Source organism: Pseudomonas sp. PARCl1, assembly GCF_947311875.1.
In the GTDB taxonomy this organism is placed as follows: Bacteria; Pseudomonadota; Gammaproteobacteria; order Pseudomonadales; family Pseudomonadaceae; genus Aquipseudomonas; species Aquipseudomonas juntendi.
Map to the genome: position 1 here is coordinate 1 of NZ_CAMZMX010000030.1, position 16,798 is coordinate 16,798.

The 16,798-nt window shown below is 63.3% G+C and carries 16 protein-coding genes; 10 read left to right on the plus strand and 6 right to left on the minus strand.

The features are described 5' to 3' along the window. Positions 1-138: 138 nt before the first annotated feature. A complete protein-coding gene (locus QME24_RS16165) occupies positions 139-1,632 on the minus strand; it encodes a CoA-acylating methylmalonate-semialdehyde dehydrogenase (RefSeq protein WP_009685805.1) in 1,494 nt (497 codons plus the stop codon). Between the two features lie 73 nt (positions 1,633-1,705). Then, complete coding sequence (locus QME24_RS16170; RefSeq protein ID WP_009685804.1) at positions 1,706-3,052, minus strand: aspartate aminotransferase family protein; 1,347 nt, start codon at positions 3,050-3,052, stop codon at positions 1,706-1,708. Positions 3,053-3,170: 118 nt separating this feature from the next. Here QME24_RS16170 and QME24_RS16175 point away from each other — a divergent pair, with 118 nt between their 5' ends. The 5 genes from QME24_RS16175 (at position 3,171) to QME24_RS16195 (ending at position 7,476) form a co-directional block, all read left to right on the plus strand. Next, positions 3,171-4,088, plus strand: coding sequence for a LysR family transcriptional regulator (locus tag QME24_RS16175; RefSeq protein WP_009685803.1), 918 nt, complete (start codon positions 3,171-3,173; stop codon positions 4,086-4,088). A gap of 90 nt (positions 4,089-4,178) precedes the next feature. Continuing rightward, on the plus strand, positions 4,179-4,841 hold the full coding sequence (locus QME24_RS16180; protein ID WP_009685802.1) for a TetR/AcrR family transcriptional regulator: 663 nt from the start codon (positions 4,179-4,181) through the stop codon (positions 4,839-4,841). Between the two features lie 9 nt (positions 4,842-4,850). Further along, on the plus strand, positions 4,851-5,435 hold the full coding sequence (locus tag QME24_RS16185) for a YigZ family protein (RefSeq protein ID WP_029885178.1): 585 nt from the start codon (positions 4,851-4,853) through the stop codon (positions 5,433-5,435). Between the two features lie 320 nt (positions 5,436-5,755). Continuing rightward, positions 5,756-6,442, plus strand: a complete 687-nt coding sequence (locus tag QME24_RS16190) for an SDR family oxidoreductase (RefSeq protein WP_192441600.1) — start codon at positions 5,756-5,758, stop codon at positions 6,440-6,442. 86 nt (positions 6,443-6,528) lie between these two features. Beyond that, entirely contained in the window at positions 6,529-7,476 is a 948-nt protein-coding gene (locus tag QME24_RS16195) for an adenosine deaminase (RefSeq protein ID WP_154211895.1), read from the plus strand. Positions 7,477-7,484: 8 nt separating this feature from the next. On the opposite strand, the gene QME24_RS16200 is transcribed toward QME24_RS16195, so the two are convergent. Next, positions 7,485-8,198 carry a helix-turn-helix transcriptional regulator gene (locus QME24_RS16200; RefSeq protein WP_054904330.1) on the minus strand — a complete coding sequence of 238 codons (714 nt, stop codon included), beginning with the start codon at positions 8,196-8,198 and terminating at the stop codon, positions 7,485-7,487. Positions 8,199-8,672: 474 nt separating this feature from the next. Between QME24_RS16200 and QME24_RS16205 the strand changes: the two genes are divergently transcribed. Further along, a complete protein-coding gene (locus QME24_RS16205) occupies positions 8,673-8,870 on the plus strand; it encodes a hypothetical protein (protein WP_082414567.1) in 198 nt (65 codons plus the stop codon). Here the strand turns inward: QME24_RS16205 and QME24_RS16210 are convergent. Further along, complete coding sequence (locus QME24_RS16210) at positions 8,821-10,002, minus strand: multidrug effflux MFS transporter (RefSeq protein WP_280091673.1); 1,182 nt, start codon at positions 10,000-10,002, stop codon at positions 8,821-8,823. The genes QME24_RS16205 and QME24_RS16210 overlap by 50 nt on opposite strands. Before the next feature lie 155 nt (positions 10,003-10,157). After that, on the minus strand, positions 10,158-10,355 hold the full coding sequence (locus QME24_RS16215) for a cation transporter (protein ID WP_009685795.1): 198 nt from the start codon (positions 10,353-10,355) through the stop codon (positions 10,158-10,160). A gap of 144 nt (positions 10,356-10,499) precedes the next feature. Between QME24_RS16215 and QME24_RS16220 the strand changes: the two genes are divergently transcribed. From QME24_RS16220 to QME24_RS16235, 4 genes are all read left to right on the plus strand, one after another. Then, positions 10,500-10,886, plus strand: coding sequence for a hypothetical protein (locus tag QME24_RS16220; RefSeq protein ID WP_280091674.1), 387 nt, complete (start codon positions 10,500-10,502; stop codon positions 10,884-10,886). Positions 10,887-10,938: 52 nt separating this feature from the next. Further along, the gene (locus tag QME24_RS16225) at positions 10,939-13,338 is read left to right on the plus strand and encodes a heavy metal translocating P-type ATPase (protein ID WP_280091675.1); all 2,400 of its coding nucleotides are present in this window, start codon (positions 10,939-10,941) and stop codon (positions 13,336-13,338) included. Beyond that, complete coding sequence (cueR, locus tag QME24_RS16230) at positions 13,335-13,745, plus strand: Cu(I)-responsive transcriptional regulator (protein ID WP_009685791.1); 411 nt, start codon at positions 13,335-13,337, stop codon at positions 13,743-13,745. The genes QME24_RS16225 and cueR overlap by 4 nt, the downstream gene beginning before the upstream one ends. A gap of 156 nt (positions 13,746-13,901) precedes the next feature. Then, positions 13,902-15,845, plus strand: coding sequence for a methyl-accepting chemotaxis protein (locus QME24_RS16235; RefSeq protein WP_115293333.1), 1,944 nt, complete (start codon positions 13,902-13,904; stop codon positions 15,843-15,845). A 73-nt stretch (positions 15,846-15,918) separates the two neighbouring features. Here QME24_RS16235 and QME24_RS16240 read toward each other — a convergent pair whose 3' ends face one another. After that, positions 15,919-16,698 carry a helix-turn-helix transcriptional regulator gene (locus QME24_RS16240; RefSeq protein WP_009685789.1) on the minus strand — a complete coding sequence of 260 codons (780 nt, stop codon included), beginning with the start codon at positions 16,696-16,698 and terminating at the stop codon, positions 15,919-15,921. Between the last annotated feature and the right edge of the window lie 100 nt (positions 16,699-16,798).

Below are 16,798 nucleotides of genomic sequence, written 5' to 3' on the forward strand. Positions count from 1 at the left end.
CAAGGAGTTTGTCGTTCCGTTGTCGCTGGAAGTGGGGCGCATTATAAGGGGATTCGAGAGGGCGTCAACCTTTAATTTCAAGAAAACCCTAAAAAGCAAAACGGGGAGGCCTATCGGCCTCCCCGCTCCCCTCACCCCTTACAAGCTTGGGAACGCAAACTGCGATGCTTCATGGCTGGCCCGCTGCGGCCAACGCTGGGTAATAGCCTTGCGACGGGTATAGAAGCGCACCCCGTCCGGCCCGTACGCATGCAGGTCACCGAACAACGAACGTTTCCAGCCACCAAAGCTGTGATACGCCACCGGCACCGGCAGCGGAACGTTGACCCCCACCATGCCCACTTCGATTTCGTCGCAGAACAAACGCGCGGCCTCACCGTCACGGGTGAAGATGCAGGTGCCGTTGCCATATTCATGATCGTTGATCAGTTGCATGGCCTGTTCCAGGCTGTTGACCCGCACGACGCACAATACCGGGCCGAAAATCTCTTCTTTATAGATACGCATCTCTGGCGTGACCTTGTCGAACAAGGTACCGCCCACGAAGTAGCCATCTTCATTCCCGGCCACTCGGAAGCCACGGCCATCCACCACCAGCTCGGCCCCCGCTGCAACGCCCTCATCGATGTAGCCCACCACCTTGTCACGCGCAGCGGCAGTGACCAATGGCCCCATGTCCAGACCGCACGAGGTGCCTGCACCGATCTTCAAGGCTTTGATCTGCGGTTGCAGCTTGGCGATCAGCGCATCAGCCACCTGGTCACCCACGCACACCGCCACCGAAATGGCCATGCAGCGCTCGCCACACGAACCGTAGGCCGCCCCCATCAGTGCGCTGACCGCGTTATCCAGGTCGGCGTCCGGCATCAGTACCGCATGGTTCTTGGCACCACCCAGGGCTTGCACACGCTTGCCGCGCTTGGTGCCCTCGGCATAGATGTACTCGGCAATCGGCGTAGAGCCCACAAAACTGAGCGCTTTTACTTCCGGCGCTTCGATCAACGCATCCACCGCTTCCTTGTCACCGTGCACCACGTTGAGGATGCCCTTCGGCAGACCGGCCTCCAGCAGCAACTGGGCGATGAACAGGGTTGAGCTAGGGTCACGTTCGGACGGCTTGAGAATGAAGGCGTTACCACAGGCAATCGCCAGCGGGTACATCCACAGCGGCACCATGGCCGGGAAGTTGAACGGCGTAATACCGGCAACCACACCCAAAGGCTGGAAATCAGACCAGGCATCGATGTTCGGGCCCACGTTGCGGCTGTACTCGCCTTTGAGCACCTCAGGCGCGGCGCAGGCAAACTCGACGTTCTCGATACCACGCTTCAGTTCGCCAGCGGCGTCTTCCAGCGTCTTGCCATGCTCTTCGCTGATCATTTGCGAAATGCGCGCTTCATTCTGCTCCAGCAGTTGCTTGAAGCGGAACATCACCTGAGCCCGCTTGGCCGGTGGCGTATTGCGCCAAGCTGGGAACGCCGCCTTGGCCGAATCGATTGCTTCCTGCACGGTCGCGCGGCTGGCCAGCTCGACTTTGCGCACGGCCTGGCCGGTGGATGGGTTGAAGACATCGGCGGTGCGCTCACCCTTGGTAACCAGCTCGCCGTGAATCAGGTGCTGAACAATGCTCATGCAAAACTCCAGATGAAGAAAAGTAGAGGCCGGCGCGCGTCTGCGCACGCGCCGCGCAGCAAAATCAGAAAGATCAGTCGATCAGGTTCAGGGTTTCGCCGACAGCGTCGAACAGGCGGTCCAGTTCATGCGGCTGGGTGTTGAAGGTTGGACCGAACTGCAAGGTGTCGCCACCAAAACGTACATAGAAGCCCGCGCGCCACAGTTTCATCGCCGCTTCGTAAGGGCGAACAATGGCATCACCGTCACGGGCGGCGATCTGGATCGCGCCAGCCAGGCCATAGTTACGGATATCGACGACGTTCTTGGTGCCCTTCACGCCGTGCAGCAGCTTTTCGAAGTGCGGTGCCAGCTCGGCGGAGGCCTGCACCAGGTTTTCCTTCTGCAGCAGGTCCAAGGCAGCGATACCCGCGGCACAGGCCACCGGGTGGGCCGAGTAGGTATAACCGTGCGGGAACTCCACTGCGTACTCTGGCGTTGGCTGGTCCATGAAGGTCTGGTAGATCTCGCTGCTGGCAATCACCGCGCCCATCGGAATGGCGCCGTTGGTCACCTGCTTGGCGATGCACATCAGGTCCGGGGTTACGCCGAAGGCCTGCGAGCCGGTCATGGCGCCCATGCGGCCGAAGCCGGTAATCACTTCGTCGAAGATCAGCAGAATGTTGTGCTGGGTGCAGATTTCACGCAGGCGCTTGAGGTAGCCCTTCGGCGGCGGCAGCACACCGGCGGAACCGGCCATGGGCTCGACGATCACCGCGGCGATATTGGACGCGTCGTGCAGCTCGATCAGTTTGAGCATTTCTTCGGCAAGGGCGATGCCACCCTCTTCGGGCATGCCTTTGGAGAACGCGTTCACCGGCAATACGGTATGAGGCAGGTGGTCGACATCCAGCAGTTGGCCGAACATCTTGCGGTTTCCATTGACCCCACCCAGGCTGGTGCCGGCGATGTTCACGCCGTGGTAGCCACGGGCACGGCCGATGATCTTGGTCTTGGTCGCCTGGCCTTTCAGGCGCCAGTAGGCCCGCACCATCTTCAGCGCCGTGTCGGCGCACTCGGAGCCCGAGTTGGTATAGAAGACGTGGTTCAGGTTACCTGGCACCAGGTCGGCGATCTTTTCCGCCAGCTGGAACGACAATGGGTGGCCGAACTGGAACGCCGGGGAGTAATCGAGCGTGCCCAACTGGCGGGTCACCGCGTCGGTGATTTCCTTGCGGGTGTGCCCGGCGCCGCAGGTCCACAGGCCGGAAAGCGCGTCAAAGATCCTGCGCCCCTGGTCATCGACCAGGTGGTTGCCATCGGCCGCCACGATCAGGCGCGGGTCCCGCTGGAAGTTGCGGTTGGCCGTGTACGGCATCCAGTGGGCGTCAAGCTTGAGCTGGCTGGCGATACCCACGGGGGCGGTTTCAGGCATGTTCATCGGTGGTTCCTCGAAAGACGATCAGGCAACGATGGATGTGGTTGCAGCTAAGTTGGCACGCGGATAGAGTCTGAAAAAGCCTACATTTCTAATCTTTACACAGGCCGCTACTAAACTAATGAGCCGACGCCCCGATCCACTTGCGCAGGTCAGCGACTTCGACATCCGCCTGCTGAAGATCTACCGCAGCGTAGTCGAATGCGGTGGTTTTTCGGCCGCCGAGAACGTGCTGGGCATCGGCCGCTCGGCCATCAGCCAGCAAATGAACGACCTCGAGCAACGCCTGGGGCTGCGCCTGTGCCAGCGCGGCCGCGCCGGTTTCTCGCTGACCGAGGAAGGCCGCGAGGTCTACCATTCAGCCCTGCAACTGCTCAGCGCACTGGAAAGCTTCCGTACCGAGGTCAATGGCCTGCACCAGCATCTGCGCGGCGAGCTGAACATCGGCCTGACCGATAACCTGGTCACCCTGCCGCACATGCGCATCACCCATGCCCTGGCCGAACTCAAGGACCGTGGCCCCGATGTGCGCATCCAGATCCGCATGATCGCGCCCAGCCAGGTCGAACACGGCGTGCTCGACGGCAGCCTGCATGTAGGCGTGGTGCCACAGACCAGCCCGCTTTCGGGCCTGGAATATCAACCGTTGTACAGCGAGCGTTCCTTGCTGTACTGCGCGGTCGGTCACCCACTGTTCTATGCCGACGACCAGCAGATCGACGACGAGCGCCTCAACAGCCAGGAAGCCATCACCCCCACGTTCCGCCTGCCGGCCGAAATCCAGGCGCATTACCAGGCGCTGCACTGCACGGCCAGTGCTTCGGACCGGGAGGGCATGGCGTTTCTCATCCTTACCGGGCGCTACATCGGTTACCTGCCCGACCACTACGCCACGTTCTGGGTCCAGCAGGGCCGCTTGCGGGCACTCAAACCGCGCGAGCGCTTCTACGACCTGAGCCTGAGCTGGGTGACACGCAAAGGCAGGCGACCCAACCTGGTTCTGGAAAGCTTTCTCGACAGCCTAGCTGCGACACGCTGATGCCTGTCTCTGCCGCAAACGCTTGTCACCTTGGCACAGGCAGGTAATCTTGTCCGACAGCCGCAGCCACTGACCCGTACGGAATCGTCCATGACCCTAGAAGTCCCTGCGCATCGCCTATCCGCCTCGGGCAAGCCCGCGGGCCGCATCCGCCAGAAGAACGAACAGGCCATTATCCAGGCCGCCGAAGACGAGTTTGCCCGCCATGGCTTCAAGGGCACCAGCATGAACACCATTGCGCTGAAGGCAGGCTTGCCCAAGGCCAACCTGCATTATTACTTTACCAACAAGCTGGGCCTCTACATTGCCGTGCTCAGCAACATCATCGAGCTGTGGGACAGCACCTTCAACGCCCTGAGCGTCGAGGACGACCCCGGTGCAGCACTGAGCCAGTACATTCGCACCAAGATGGAGTTCTCGCGGCGCAACCCCCAGGCATCGCGTATTTTCGCCATGGAAGTGATCAGCGGCGGCACCTGCCTGACCGAGTACTTCAGTGCCGACTACCGCGAATGGTTCCGTGGCCGCGCCGCCGTATTCGAGGCGTGGATGGATGCCGGCAAGATGGACCGGGTAGACCCCGTGCATCTGATATTCCTGCTATGGGGCAGCACCCAGCACTATGCCGATTTCGCCACCCAGATCTGCCAGGTTACCGGCCGTAGCCGCCTGACCAAGCAAGACATGGAAGAAGCGAGCAACAACCTTATCCACATCATTCTCAAGGGCTGCGGCATCAAGCCGGCTGCCTGACCCACATTTATGCCCTCTACCCTGCTCGACCTCTGCGAATACCGCGAGGAAATCCGTAAAAGCCGCTTCATCACCCTGGCCGGGCCGATCACCAGTGCCGCCGAAGCGATGAGCTTCATCGAACGCCACAGCGACCTGGCCGCCACCCATAACTGCTGGGCCTGGAAGCTCGGCGCGCAGTACCGCAGCAGCGACGACGGCGAACCCGGTGGCACTGCCGGGCGGCCCATCCTGGCCGCGATCGAGGCGCAGGACTGCGATCAGGTCGTGGTCCTGGTGATTCGCTGGTACGGTGGTATCCAGCTGGGTACGGGCGGCCTGGCCAGGGCCTACGGTGGGGGCGCCAACAAATGCCTGCAACAGGCCCCCAAGCGGCTGCTGGTGCAGCGCAGCGAGTTCGCCTGCAGTTGCAGCTTCAGCGAACTGGCACTGGTAAAACTGCGCCTGGCCGAGGTCGATGGGCTGGTGCTCGACGAGCAGTTCACAGCCAATGGCGTGGACCTGTTGATCGCTCTGGGTGAAGCCCACCTCGCAGCGTTGCAGCAGCAACTGGCCGACCTTAGCCGCGGGCGTATACTGCTGCAAGCGCGCTGAATCTGCCCACAACTGCTGTGGGCGTGCCTGTGGATAAGCTTGGGGCATCATGCTGCAAGCCAGAGCAGGCATGGCCTGTAGCGCTTTGATCATTATTTGATCGGCACTATCGGCAGGCTCAAGGCATTGAATGAATTCAGGTTATCCCCAGCCTCACACCCGCCACAACCGGCAGGGTCAGCCCGTGTTTCACACATTAACTGTGGAGCAGCCTGTGGATAACCCGTGCGCCACCGTGCAAAGCCCCCAGCGGCACGGGGTTTACCGCTGCTGCACATTTTTTAACCACCTCCATCCGAAAAACCAACAAGGAGCGCCCCATGGCTGACGCAAAGCACGCACTTATCATCGGCGCCTCGCGCGGGCTCGGCCTGGGCCTGGTGCAACGCCTGCAGGAAGACGGCTGGAGCATTACCGCCACCGTCCGCAACCCTCAGCAGCCCGGAGCCCTGGCAGCTGTGCCTGGTGTGCACATCAAGCAACTGGAAATGAACGACACCGCCCAGCTCGATGGCCTGAAGCAACGCCTGCAAGGCCAGGTATTCGACCTGGTATTCGTCAACGCCGGGGTCATGGGCCCACTGCCGCAAGACCTTGAAAGCGTGCACAAAGACGCCATCGGCGACCTGTTCATGACCAATGCCGTGGCCCCGATTCGCGTCGCCCGCCGTCTGGTCGGCCAAGTTCGCAACGGCAGTGGCGTGCTGGCCTTCATGAGTTCGGTCCTGGGCAGCGTCACTGTCCCCGACGGCGGCGAACTCTGCTTGTACAAAGCCAGCAAGGCGGCGTTGAATTCGATGATCAACAGCTTCGTCGTCGAACAACAACGCCCCGACCTGTGCGTTCTGGCCATGCACCCTGGCTGGGTGAAGACCGACATGGGTGGCGAGCACGCAGAGATCGACGTGCTCACCAGCACCCGCGGCATGCTTGAACAAATCAAGGCGCAAAGCGGTACAGGCGGCCTGCGCTTCATCAATTACAAAGGCGAAACCCTGACCTGGTGATTCATCAGGTCGCAGCCCGGCCGGGCGCAATACCCGGCCAGCCCCTGTAGAATGCCGGCAACCGTACCTGATCGAGATATGCCCTTATGTATGACTGGTTGAACGCCCTGCCCAAGGCGGAGCTGCACCTGCACCTCGAAGGCTCGCTGGAGCCTGAGCTGCTGTTCGCCCTGGCCGAGCGCAACAAGATCGCCCTGCCATGGGCCGATGTGGAAACCCTGCGCGGGGCCTATGCCTTCAACAACCTCCAGGAGTTCCTGGACCTGTATTACCAGGGCGCCGATGTATTGCGCACAGAGCAGGACTTCTATGACCTGACCTGGGCCTACCTGCAGCGCTGCAAGGCGCAGAACGTGATCCATACCGAGCCGTTCTACGACCCGCAAACCCACACCGACCGGGGTATCCCCTTTGAAGTGGTGCTCAACGGTATCAACCAGGCGCTCAAGGATGGCCGCGAGCAGTTGGGCATCAGCAGTGGCCTTATCCTGAGCTTCCTGCGCCACCTGAGTGAAGAGGAGGCGCAAAAAACCCTCGACCAGGCGCTGCCCTTCCGCGATGCGTTCATTGCCGTTGGCCTGGACAGCTCGGAAATGGGCCACCCACCCAGCAAGTTCCAGCGTGTATTCGACCGCGCGCGGAGCGAAGGCCTGGTTGCCGTCGCCCACGCTGGCGAAGAAGGCCCGCCCGAGTACATCTGGGAGGCGCTGGACCTGCTGCAGATCAAGCGAATCGACCACGGCGTACGCGCCATCGAAGACGAGCGGCTGATGCAGCGCATCATCGACGAACAGATCCCGTTGACCGTGTGCCCGCTGTCCAACATCAAGCTCTGCGTGTTCGACCACATGAGCCAGCACAACATCCTCGACATGCTCGAGCGTGGCGTGAAAGTCACGGTGAACTCGGACGACCCGGCGTACTTCGGCGGCTACGTCACGGAAAACTTCCACGCCCTGCACACTCACCTGGGCATGACCGAAGACCAGGCCCGCCGCCTGGCCCAGAACAGCCTGGACGCCAGGCTTGCCTGACGCGCGGCTCAACCCACCTGCAAGGTGGCAACGCGGGCTATGCGGTTGATCTGCTGGATGCCCAGCGCCGAGATATGCAATGCCCGCGTGTCCTCGGCCTCGCGCATCCAGCCAGATTGCAGGAACAGCCTGAACAGGGCCTGGCCCAACACGCCCCCCAGGTGCGGCGCCTGGTCGTTCCACTCGGTACAGCGGCAGATCACGCAGCCGCGCTGCTGGTGCGGCGCCAAGGCATCGATGTACACCCCTACCAGGGCCAGCTGCGCCCGCCCTTCATCGCTGACCATCAACAGGCGGCCACTGCCTTCCAGCCAGCCCGCGACCACCATGCGGTGGTATAGCTCACTGGCCAGCTCGCCCCCCAGGTGATCCCCACAGCGACGCGCCCGGCGCAGCGACATGGGCAGCGGTGACATCGGCGCCTTGGCCCGCTCCCCCCTGGCGCTTTCCAGTTGCACGCTGGCCAGCGCCTCTACCGCCGCCCCGACCTGCGGGGTAGCCAGGCGAAAATAGCGTTTGCGGCCACGGGCTTCATGCCTCAGCAGCCCAGCCGATGACAGCAACGACAAGTGCGCGCAAGCCGACGACGAGGTCAGGCCGGTCATCATCGCAAGCTCGTTGGCCAGGCGCGGCGTACCGTCGATCAATGCCCACAACATGGCACTGCGCTTGGGGTCTGCCATCAGGCTGGCGATCTGGCTGATACTGCTGACTGCGTTCATGTCCCTGTAACTCCCTGCAAGTTCACTGTGTGGATGCGATGGCCAACCCTGGCAGGGAAGCACCTCTCGCTGGCACTGGCCTGGATCGCCAGTATAAGCCGCAGAAATGCCCAATCTGGCAGCCCCACACCGCCCAGTCCTCGTAAAAAAGCCACTGGGTATACCTACCCATTGCAAGGCGGGAACAGGACCGACGCGACCGGCGAAAACCCTGCGCGTAGGCGTTTTCGGCCCGTTGAGACAGGGGGCTTGTTAACTCAGCAGGAAAAAAACCTTCGGCACGTTCGGACGTAGCCGACAGCCAGGTACTACAAGTAGCGCAAACTAAAGCGAACGTTTCCCGGCCTTGCAGGCATTGCAGCGCAACCGGCAAACACACAATCAGGCACCGCCAGTCAGGACACTGACCCAGCGCATGGCAGACGAGAACAGCAGCGCTAAACTGATGCCGCTCCCTTCTGGAGGTAAGCCGCGATGAAAATTGTCGTCAGCGCTTCACGCCGAAACCCCGCCTGCCCCTGGCAGGTCCAGCTCGATCAGCATGTGGTCGGGTTCCGCAGCGAGGCCGAGGCACGGGCCTTTGTCGCCACGCTGGAAACCCGCCTGCGCGCCCCGCACCCGCTCAAGTGCGAACCCTGGCCTGCAAACGGCGGGTCAGTACCGCGGCACTGACTGCCAATACACCGCAAAGGCAGATCACCAGGGCCATCGGCACGGCACTGCCATCGTGCAGCAGCCCCACCAGCGCCGCTGCGCCCGCCGCCACGCTGAACTGGACACAGCCCATCAGCGCCGAGGCACTGCCGGCACGCGCGCCCTGGCCGCTCATGGCGCAAGCCGAGGCATTGGGGATGATGCAACCGAGGCTGGCAATGCAGACGAACAACGGCACCAGCAGCGGCCACAACGCGGTCGGCCGCCACGCCGCCACCGCGAGCAGCGCCAGCCCGGCCCCCAGGTACAACCACACGGCACGGGCCAGCAGGAAGGCCGGCCCGCGCTTGGCCAGCAAGCGGGCGTTCACCTGCGCCACCAGGATAAAGCCCGCTGCGTTGGCACCAAACAGCCAGCCATAGTGCTCGGCTGGCACGCCATACAGTTTGATGAACACGAAAGGTGAACCGGCGATATAGGCGAACATGCCGGCAATGGCGATACCGCCCGTCACCGCATGGCCGAGGAACACCCGGTCTGCCAGCAGGCGCAGGTACTGGCGCAAAGCGCCGGACAAGGGCTGGCGCGGCATGTCCTCAGGCATGCTCTCCGGCAACCCCAGGCTTACCGCCAACAGGCAAGCGGCACTGAACAGGCCCAGGGTAAGGAAAATCGATTGCCAGCCGGCCACATTCACCAGCACCCCACCCAGCATCGGCGCCAGGATCGGGGCCAGGCCCATGACCAGCATCAACTGCGAGAACACCTTGGCCGAGGCGACCGGGTCGCACTTGTCGCTGACGATGGCCCGCGACAGCACCATGCCCGCACAACCGCCAAGGGCCTGGACGAAGCGTGCCAGCACCAGGGTGTCGAGGTTGGGGGCATAGGCACAGGCCAGCGACGCCAGGGTGAACACGGTCACGCCAAACATCAGCGGTTTGCGCCGGCCGAAACGGTCAGCCACTGGGCCGTAAGCCAACTGGCCGATGGACAAGCCAAGGAAATAGGCGGCCAATGTGGCCTGGACGTGTTTTTCGTCGGTGGCGAACGCCTGCGCCATGGCCGGGAAGGCCGGCAGGTAGAAGTCGATCGCCAAGGGCCCGAACGCACTGAGTGCGCCCAGGATGAGCACCATTCGCAGGTTCATCAGGAATCCATAGCAGGCTAAGCAAGTAGATGATTCTACCTGCTGTCGCCCCTAGGAATGTGAAAACATTTGCAACAAACCTAGGCCCTGTCGCGATGGGCCGCACAGCGGCACCACCGTCAGGGCCTCAACCCTGAACCCGGGTCGACACCCTGTTACCCCACCTCAGCCTGATACCCTTCCTCGCGGATGGCCGCCAGAACCTGCTCCTGCACCAACTCACTCTGCACTCGCACCTGCTTGGCCGCCAGGTCGACTTCTACCTTGGCGGACGCATCCAGCTGCTGCACTGCCCGCGTCACGGCCTTTACACAGTGGCCACAGGTCATGCCTTGTACATTGAACACTTGCATAGGGTTGCCTCCTTCAGGTTTTCCACAAGTTTCAAGCTTGCCATCAGGGCAAGGTCAAGTGCCGTGTGGAACAGCTGGGGTGGAAATCCGCACGCGCGTCGGCCAAGCTGCGCCTTTGACGATCAGCCAAGCAGGAGATTTTTCATGTTCAGGGCATCATTGGGCGTCGTCGGGTTGGTCAGCGCACTGGCTGTGGTGCCACCGGCCAGCGCAGAGGACAACTCGGCCTACAGCGTACTGATCATTTCCCGGGAGCGCCTGGAAGTGGCTACCAGCTGTGAAATCGGGGTGTACCTCAATGATCAGCTTTCCGGGCGGGTGTTTCAGGAGCAATCCACCTCGTTCAACCTGCCGCCTGGCCCGGTCGATGTGCGCCTGCGCCGGTTGCCTGGGCAAACCCCGGGTTGCGCGCCAGGCATCGAGGACCAACGCAGCACACGTTTGAACCTGCAGGCGGGCCAGATCAACAAATATCGCATCACCATGGGTCAATATGGGCTGGAATTGAAGCGCGCCGATCTAGGCTATTGACCTTCCCTGCATGGCAAGGTTGATGCTGGAGCCCTGTCCAAGGAGGAGAGCCATGCCCGCAGCCACCACCTATGACCTGCCGATCTCCGGCATGACCTGCGCCAGCTGTGCTGGCCGGGTCGAGCGCGCACTGCGCAAGGTCAGCGGCGCTGAACACGTCAGCGTCAACCTCACCACTGAAAAAGCCCGTGTCCAGGCCCCGGCCGACCGCCTGCCAGCCTTGGTCGATGCGGTACGCGAAGCCGGCTACGGCGTGCCCACGCGCACGCTGGAACTGCAGATCGGCGGCATGACCTGCGCCAGTTGCGTGGGCCGCGTGGAGCGGGCCCTTGGCAAAGTGCCCGGGGTGGAGCGGGTTAGTGTCAACCTGGCCAATGAACGTGCCCACCTTGAAGTGCTGGCCGCCCTCGACGACAACCTGCTGATCGAAACGGTACACAAGGCCGGCTACAGCGCCAGCGTGCCGCAAGCCGCCATAGACGAGCAGGCCACCGCCCAGCGCCGCCTGCGTAATGAACGCCTGGCAGTGGCTGCAGCATTGCTGCTGGCGCTGCCTTTAGTGCTGCCCATGCTGGTGCAGCCATTCGGCCTGCACTGGATGCTGCCCGCCTGGGCGCAATTCCTGCTGGCCACCCCTGTGCAGTTCATTCTCGGCGCCCGCTTTTATATCGCCGCCTGGAAAGCCGTGCGTGCCGGCGCCGGCAACATGGACCTGCTGGTTGCCCTGGGGACCAGCGCTGGTTACGGCCTGAGCCTCTACGAATGGGCCCAGGCCCCCGCCGGCATGGCCCCGCACCTGTACTTCGAGGCCTCGGCGGTGGTAATCGCCCTGGTGCTGCTGGGCAAGTACCTGGAAAGCCGTGCCAAACGCCAGACCGCCAGCGCCATTCGCGCGCTCGAGGCACTGCGCCCGGAGCGCGCAGTGCGCGTGGTTGGCGACCGGGAAGAAGATGTGGCGATCGCCCAGCTGCGCCTGGGCGACCTGGTGCTGGTCAAGCCCGGCGAGCGCTTTCCGGTCGATGGCGTGGTCGAGGATGGCAGCAGCCATGCCGATGAAGCCCTGATCAGCGGCGAGAGCCTGCCAGTGCCCAAACAACCCGGCGACAGCGTCACCGGTGGCGCCATCAATGGCGAAGGCCGGTTGCTGGTACGTACCGAAGCCCTGGGCACCGAGACTGTGCTGGCGCGCATCATCCGCCTGGTGGAAGACGCGCAGGCCGCCAAGGCGCCGATCCAGAAGCTGGTCGACCGGGTCAGCCAGGTATTCGTCCCCGCCGTGCTGGTACTGGCGCTGCTGACCCTGCTCGGCTGGTGGCTGGCTGGCGCGGCGCTGGAAACCGCCCTGATCAACGCCGTGGCCGTGCTGGTCATCGCCTGCCCTTGCGCCCTTGGCCTGGCCACACCCGCAGCGATCATGGCCGGCACCGGCGTCGCCGCCCGCCACGGCATCCTCATCAAGGATGCCGAGGCGCTGGAGCGCGCGCATGCGGTGAACCGTGTGGTGTTCGACAAGACCGGTACCCTGACCTCGGGCAGCCCGCGGGTAGTCCACAGCCAGGCCCTGGTCGGCGACAGCGCCAGCCTGCATCGCCTGGCCGGCGCCCTGCAACGGGGCAGTGAACACCCGTTGGCCAAGGCGGTGCTGCAGGCCTGCGCCGAGCAAGGCCTGCAGGTACCCAGCGTCAGCGACAGCCAGTCGCTCACCGGGCGCGGCATTGCCGGGCGTGTCGAAGGCCGTGAGCTGGCACTGGGCAACCGCCGCCTGCTCGATGAAAGCGGGCTGCAGCCCGGCGGCCTGGCCGACAAGGCACGCACCTGGGAAGCCGAGGGGCGTACCCTGTCGTGGCTGATCGAACGCGGTCAGCAAACTCAGGTGCTGGGCCTGTTCGCCTTTGGTGACAGCCTCAAGCCCGGGGCCGCCGAGGCCATCGACACCCTGCATGCGCAGCACATCAGCAGCCATCTGCTGACTGGCGATAACCGGGGTAGCGCCAAAGTGGTCGCCGAAGCCTTGGGCATCGACGATGTGCACGCCGAAGTGCTGCCGGCCGACAAGGCCGCAACTGTGGCGGCCCTCAAGCAGGCTGGCGTGGTCGCCATGGTCGGCGACGGCATAAACGACGCGCCGGCGTTGGCCGCCGCCGACATCGGCATCGCCATGGGGGGTGGCACCGACGTGGCGATGCAGGCAGCCGGCATCACCTTGATGCGCGGCGACCCGCGGCTGGTGCCCGCTGCCCTGGAAATCAGCCGCAAGACCTACGCCAAGATCCGCCAGAACCTGTTCTGGGCATTCATCTACAACCTGATCGGTATCCCGCTGGCTGCACTGGGCTACCTCAACCCGGTACTGGCGGGCGCCGCCATGGCCTTGTCCAGCGTCAGCGTGGTCAGCAACGCGCTGTGGCTAAAGGCCTGGAAACCCGCCCGCGCCCCCCAGGAGGCAAAATGAACATTGGCCAGGCCGCCCGCCGCAGCGGGCTCAGCACCAAGATGATCCGTTACTACGAGTCCATCGGCCTGCTCAAGCCGGCCACGCGCAGCGACAATGGCTACCGCCTGTACCGGGACGAGGACTTGCACAGCCTAGCGTTCATCAAGCGCTCCCGCGACCTGGGGTTTTCCCTGGAAGAAGTGGGCAAGCTGCTGACGCTGTGGCAAGACCGCCAGCGGGCCAGCGCCGATGTGAAGGCCTTGGCGATGCAGCATATCGATGAACTGAACCGGCGCATCGAGGAACTGGTCAGCCTGCGCAACACCCTTGGCGAGCTGGTATCCCACTGCCAGGGGGACGACCGCCCGGACTGCCCGATCCTCAGCGACCTGGCCAATGGCACTGCTGGCAACTGCTGCCACTAGCGTTTGGTATGCCAAAAGCGTCCATACACGACCGAATAGTCACCAATCACGACTTTATCCAATAAATACGGGCGCTTCGGCTACATAAAACCCGGCTGCTGCCGATGCACTGGTTACCTGCCTCGTGTGTCGACTACAACAATTCCGGGAGCGTCGATGAGCATCAAACAGAAACTGACCTGGGCATTCGCGGTCATCGCCGGTTTGCCCATCGTGCTGGTGGCCACCCTGGTGGTCCTTAACCTGCGTGGCGAAGCCCGCGATGGATTCCTTGACGGCAGCAGCCGGGAAATCCGCCAGGTCAGCAACGCGATGAACATCTTCTTCCAGGGCATCAACCAGAACGTCGAGTACCTGGCCGCGCAACCGATGGTGGCCGCCACAGGCAGCAACCTGAACAAGTTCCTGAGTGCCAACCCGTCCTACGAGCTGGGCGATCAGGACAAGCAAGTGCTGGACTTCTTCACCCGCCTGGCAGATTCGCACCCCAACTATGCCTACGTGTCCTACGGCGTCAATGACGGCGGTTACATCGGCTGGCCAGCCGGGCAGAAGTTCGTCAACTACGACCCACGCACACGGCCGTGGTACCAATTGGCCATGGCCAACCCGGGCAAGACCGTGCGCACCGGCGCCTATTACTGGGCTGCCGATGACGCGGTGCTCATCAGTACCGTGCGCACGGTAGCCAACCAGTTGGGCAACCCCGGCGGTGTGGTCAACATCGACGTTTCGCTCAAAGGCCTGACCGAGATCGTCAAGCAGATCAAGCTGGGCGAGAGCGGCTTCCTGATGCTGGTGGAAAGCAATGGCAACGTGATGGTCGACCCACGCGACGCCAGCCACAACTTCAAGCAACTGGCCAGTTTTGGCGACGGCTATGCCGAGTTGGCCAAGGCCGGCAAGGGCCTGGTCGAAGTCGAGCTCAATGGTGTGCGCTACATGGCCAACGTCTACCCCGACGAGCGCCTGGGCTGGACCTTCATCGGCCTGATCGAGCAAGGCGAAGTGATGCAGACCACTACCCGCCTGACCTGGCTGATCGGCGTGGTCGCCTTGGTCCTGGCCGCCCTGTTCGCCGTGGTCGGCGCCGCCTTCGCCAAACTGATCGTGCGCCCGATCAACAGCGTCACCAACGGGCTGGAAGACATTGCCCAGGGTGAGGGCGACCTGACCCGCAGCCTGGAAATTCGAGGCCGCGACGAAACCGCCCAGCTGGCCAACTGGTTCAACCAGTTCCTCGGTGCCATTCGCAGCCTGATCCAGCATATCGGTGCGGCGGCCAGCAAGATCCTCAGCACCTCGCACAGCTCGACCCAGGTGTCCAGCAACATGGCCGAAGCGGCCGGCCGCCAGCGCGAGGCCGTGGACATGGTGTCCACCGCCTTCCACGAGATGGTTGCCACCGCCAACGAAGTGGCGCGCTCGTGCAGCCAGGCGGCCCAGTCTGCGGACAGCGGCCAGCAACAGGCCCGTGAAGGTCAGCAGCAGATCGATGCGGCGGTCCACAGCGTTGACCGCCTGAGCCAGGAAATCGAGCAGTCGGCGCAGTCGATCCAGCAACTGGAGCGTGACAGCAATGCCATCCAGTCGATCCTCGGCACCATTCGCTCGATTGCCGAGCAGACCAACCTGCTGGCCCTGAACGCCGCCATCGAGGCCGCGCGGGCCGGCGAGCAAGGCCGTGGCTTTGCCGTGGTAGCCGATGAAGTGCGGGCGCTGGCCAAGCGCACGGCCGACTCCACCGCAGAAATCGACGGTTTGCTGGGCAACCTGGCCAACCGCACCTCCGAGGTGGCTGCACAGATGCACGCCAGCCTGGAAGTTTCGCAGCAGTCGGTCAGCCGTATCGGCCTGGCCCGCGACAGTTTCGGGCAGATCCGCGAGTCGGTGGACGTGATCCGTGACATGAACACGCAGATTGCAACCGCAGCCGAGGAACAGCACCAGGTAGCCGAAGATATCAACCGCCACATCAGCCAGATTCATGGGGATGCGCAGTTGGTGGCCGAGTTGGCCCAGGCAGCACGCCAGGATTCGGAAAGCCTGGCCGGGTTGTCCAATGAACTGGACGTACTGGTGCGCAGGTTCCGCACCTGACAAGGCGCCGGTGCAGGCCGCCCCGTACCGGGGCGGCTTCAGCTACACATAGGCCAGCACCGGCAACCCCTGGTCAGAGCCTCAACTCCCCCGGCGTTGCCCCAAACAGCTGCTTGAACGCCGCAATGTACGCGGATGTGGAATCATACCCACAACCCAGCGCCGCCTCGGTCACGCTCTCCCCCGCCTCCAGCAAGGCCAGCGACGACAGCAAGCGCATGCGCTGGCGCCAGTTGCGAAAGCTCAAGCCGGTTTCACGCTGGAACAGGCGCATCAGCGTTTTTTCGGAACACCCCAGTTGCCGCGCCCATTGCTGCAAGGTCTGCGCCTGGTCCGGCGCTGCGATCAAGCCATTGCACAGCGCCAGCAAACCTGGGTGGCGCGGCAACGGCAAGGAAAAGCCGACTTCCGGCAGGGTTCGTAACTGGTCGAGCAGCACCGCCACCAGCCGCGCCTGCGCACTATCGCCCTCAGGGTAATCGGCTGGGTACAGGCAGAACTGCTTGATCAACTCACGCGCCAGCGGCGTCACCTCCAATACCCGACACTGCGGGGCAGCCCAGGGGCAGGCGTCCCGGCGTACATACAGGCTGCGCATTTCGGCCTGCATCGAGGTCACCACCGCATGCTCGGCGTCAGCCGGGATCCACACCCCCCACTGCGGTGGCGCAAAGTAGCTGCCTGCGTCGGTGTAAACACCCAGCACGCCGCTGATAGCGTAGGAAAACTGTACCCAGTCGTGCTGGTGGCGTGTGGTCCAGGAACCGGCGCCCAGGCTTTCGGCACGTGCGTACAGTGGCCTGGGCAACTGCTTGAGTTCAGGAATGGGACGGGGCTGTCCGATGATCGGCATGGCGGCTTCTGTTAGTGCTGACCAGACAAGCCTAACAGTTACGGTCGACGCCTGCGGGATATCTGCCGCCTGCTTCGCGGGCATGCCTGCCAACAGACGG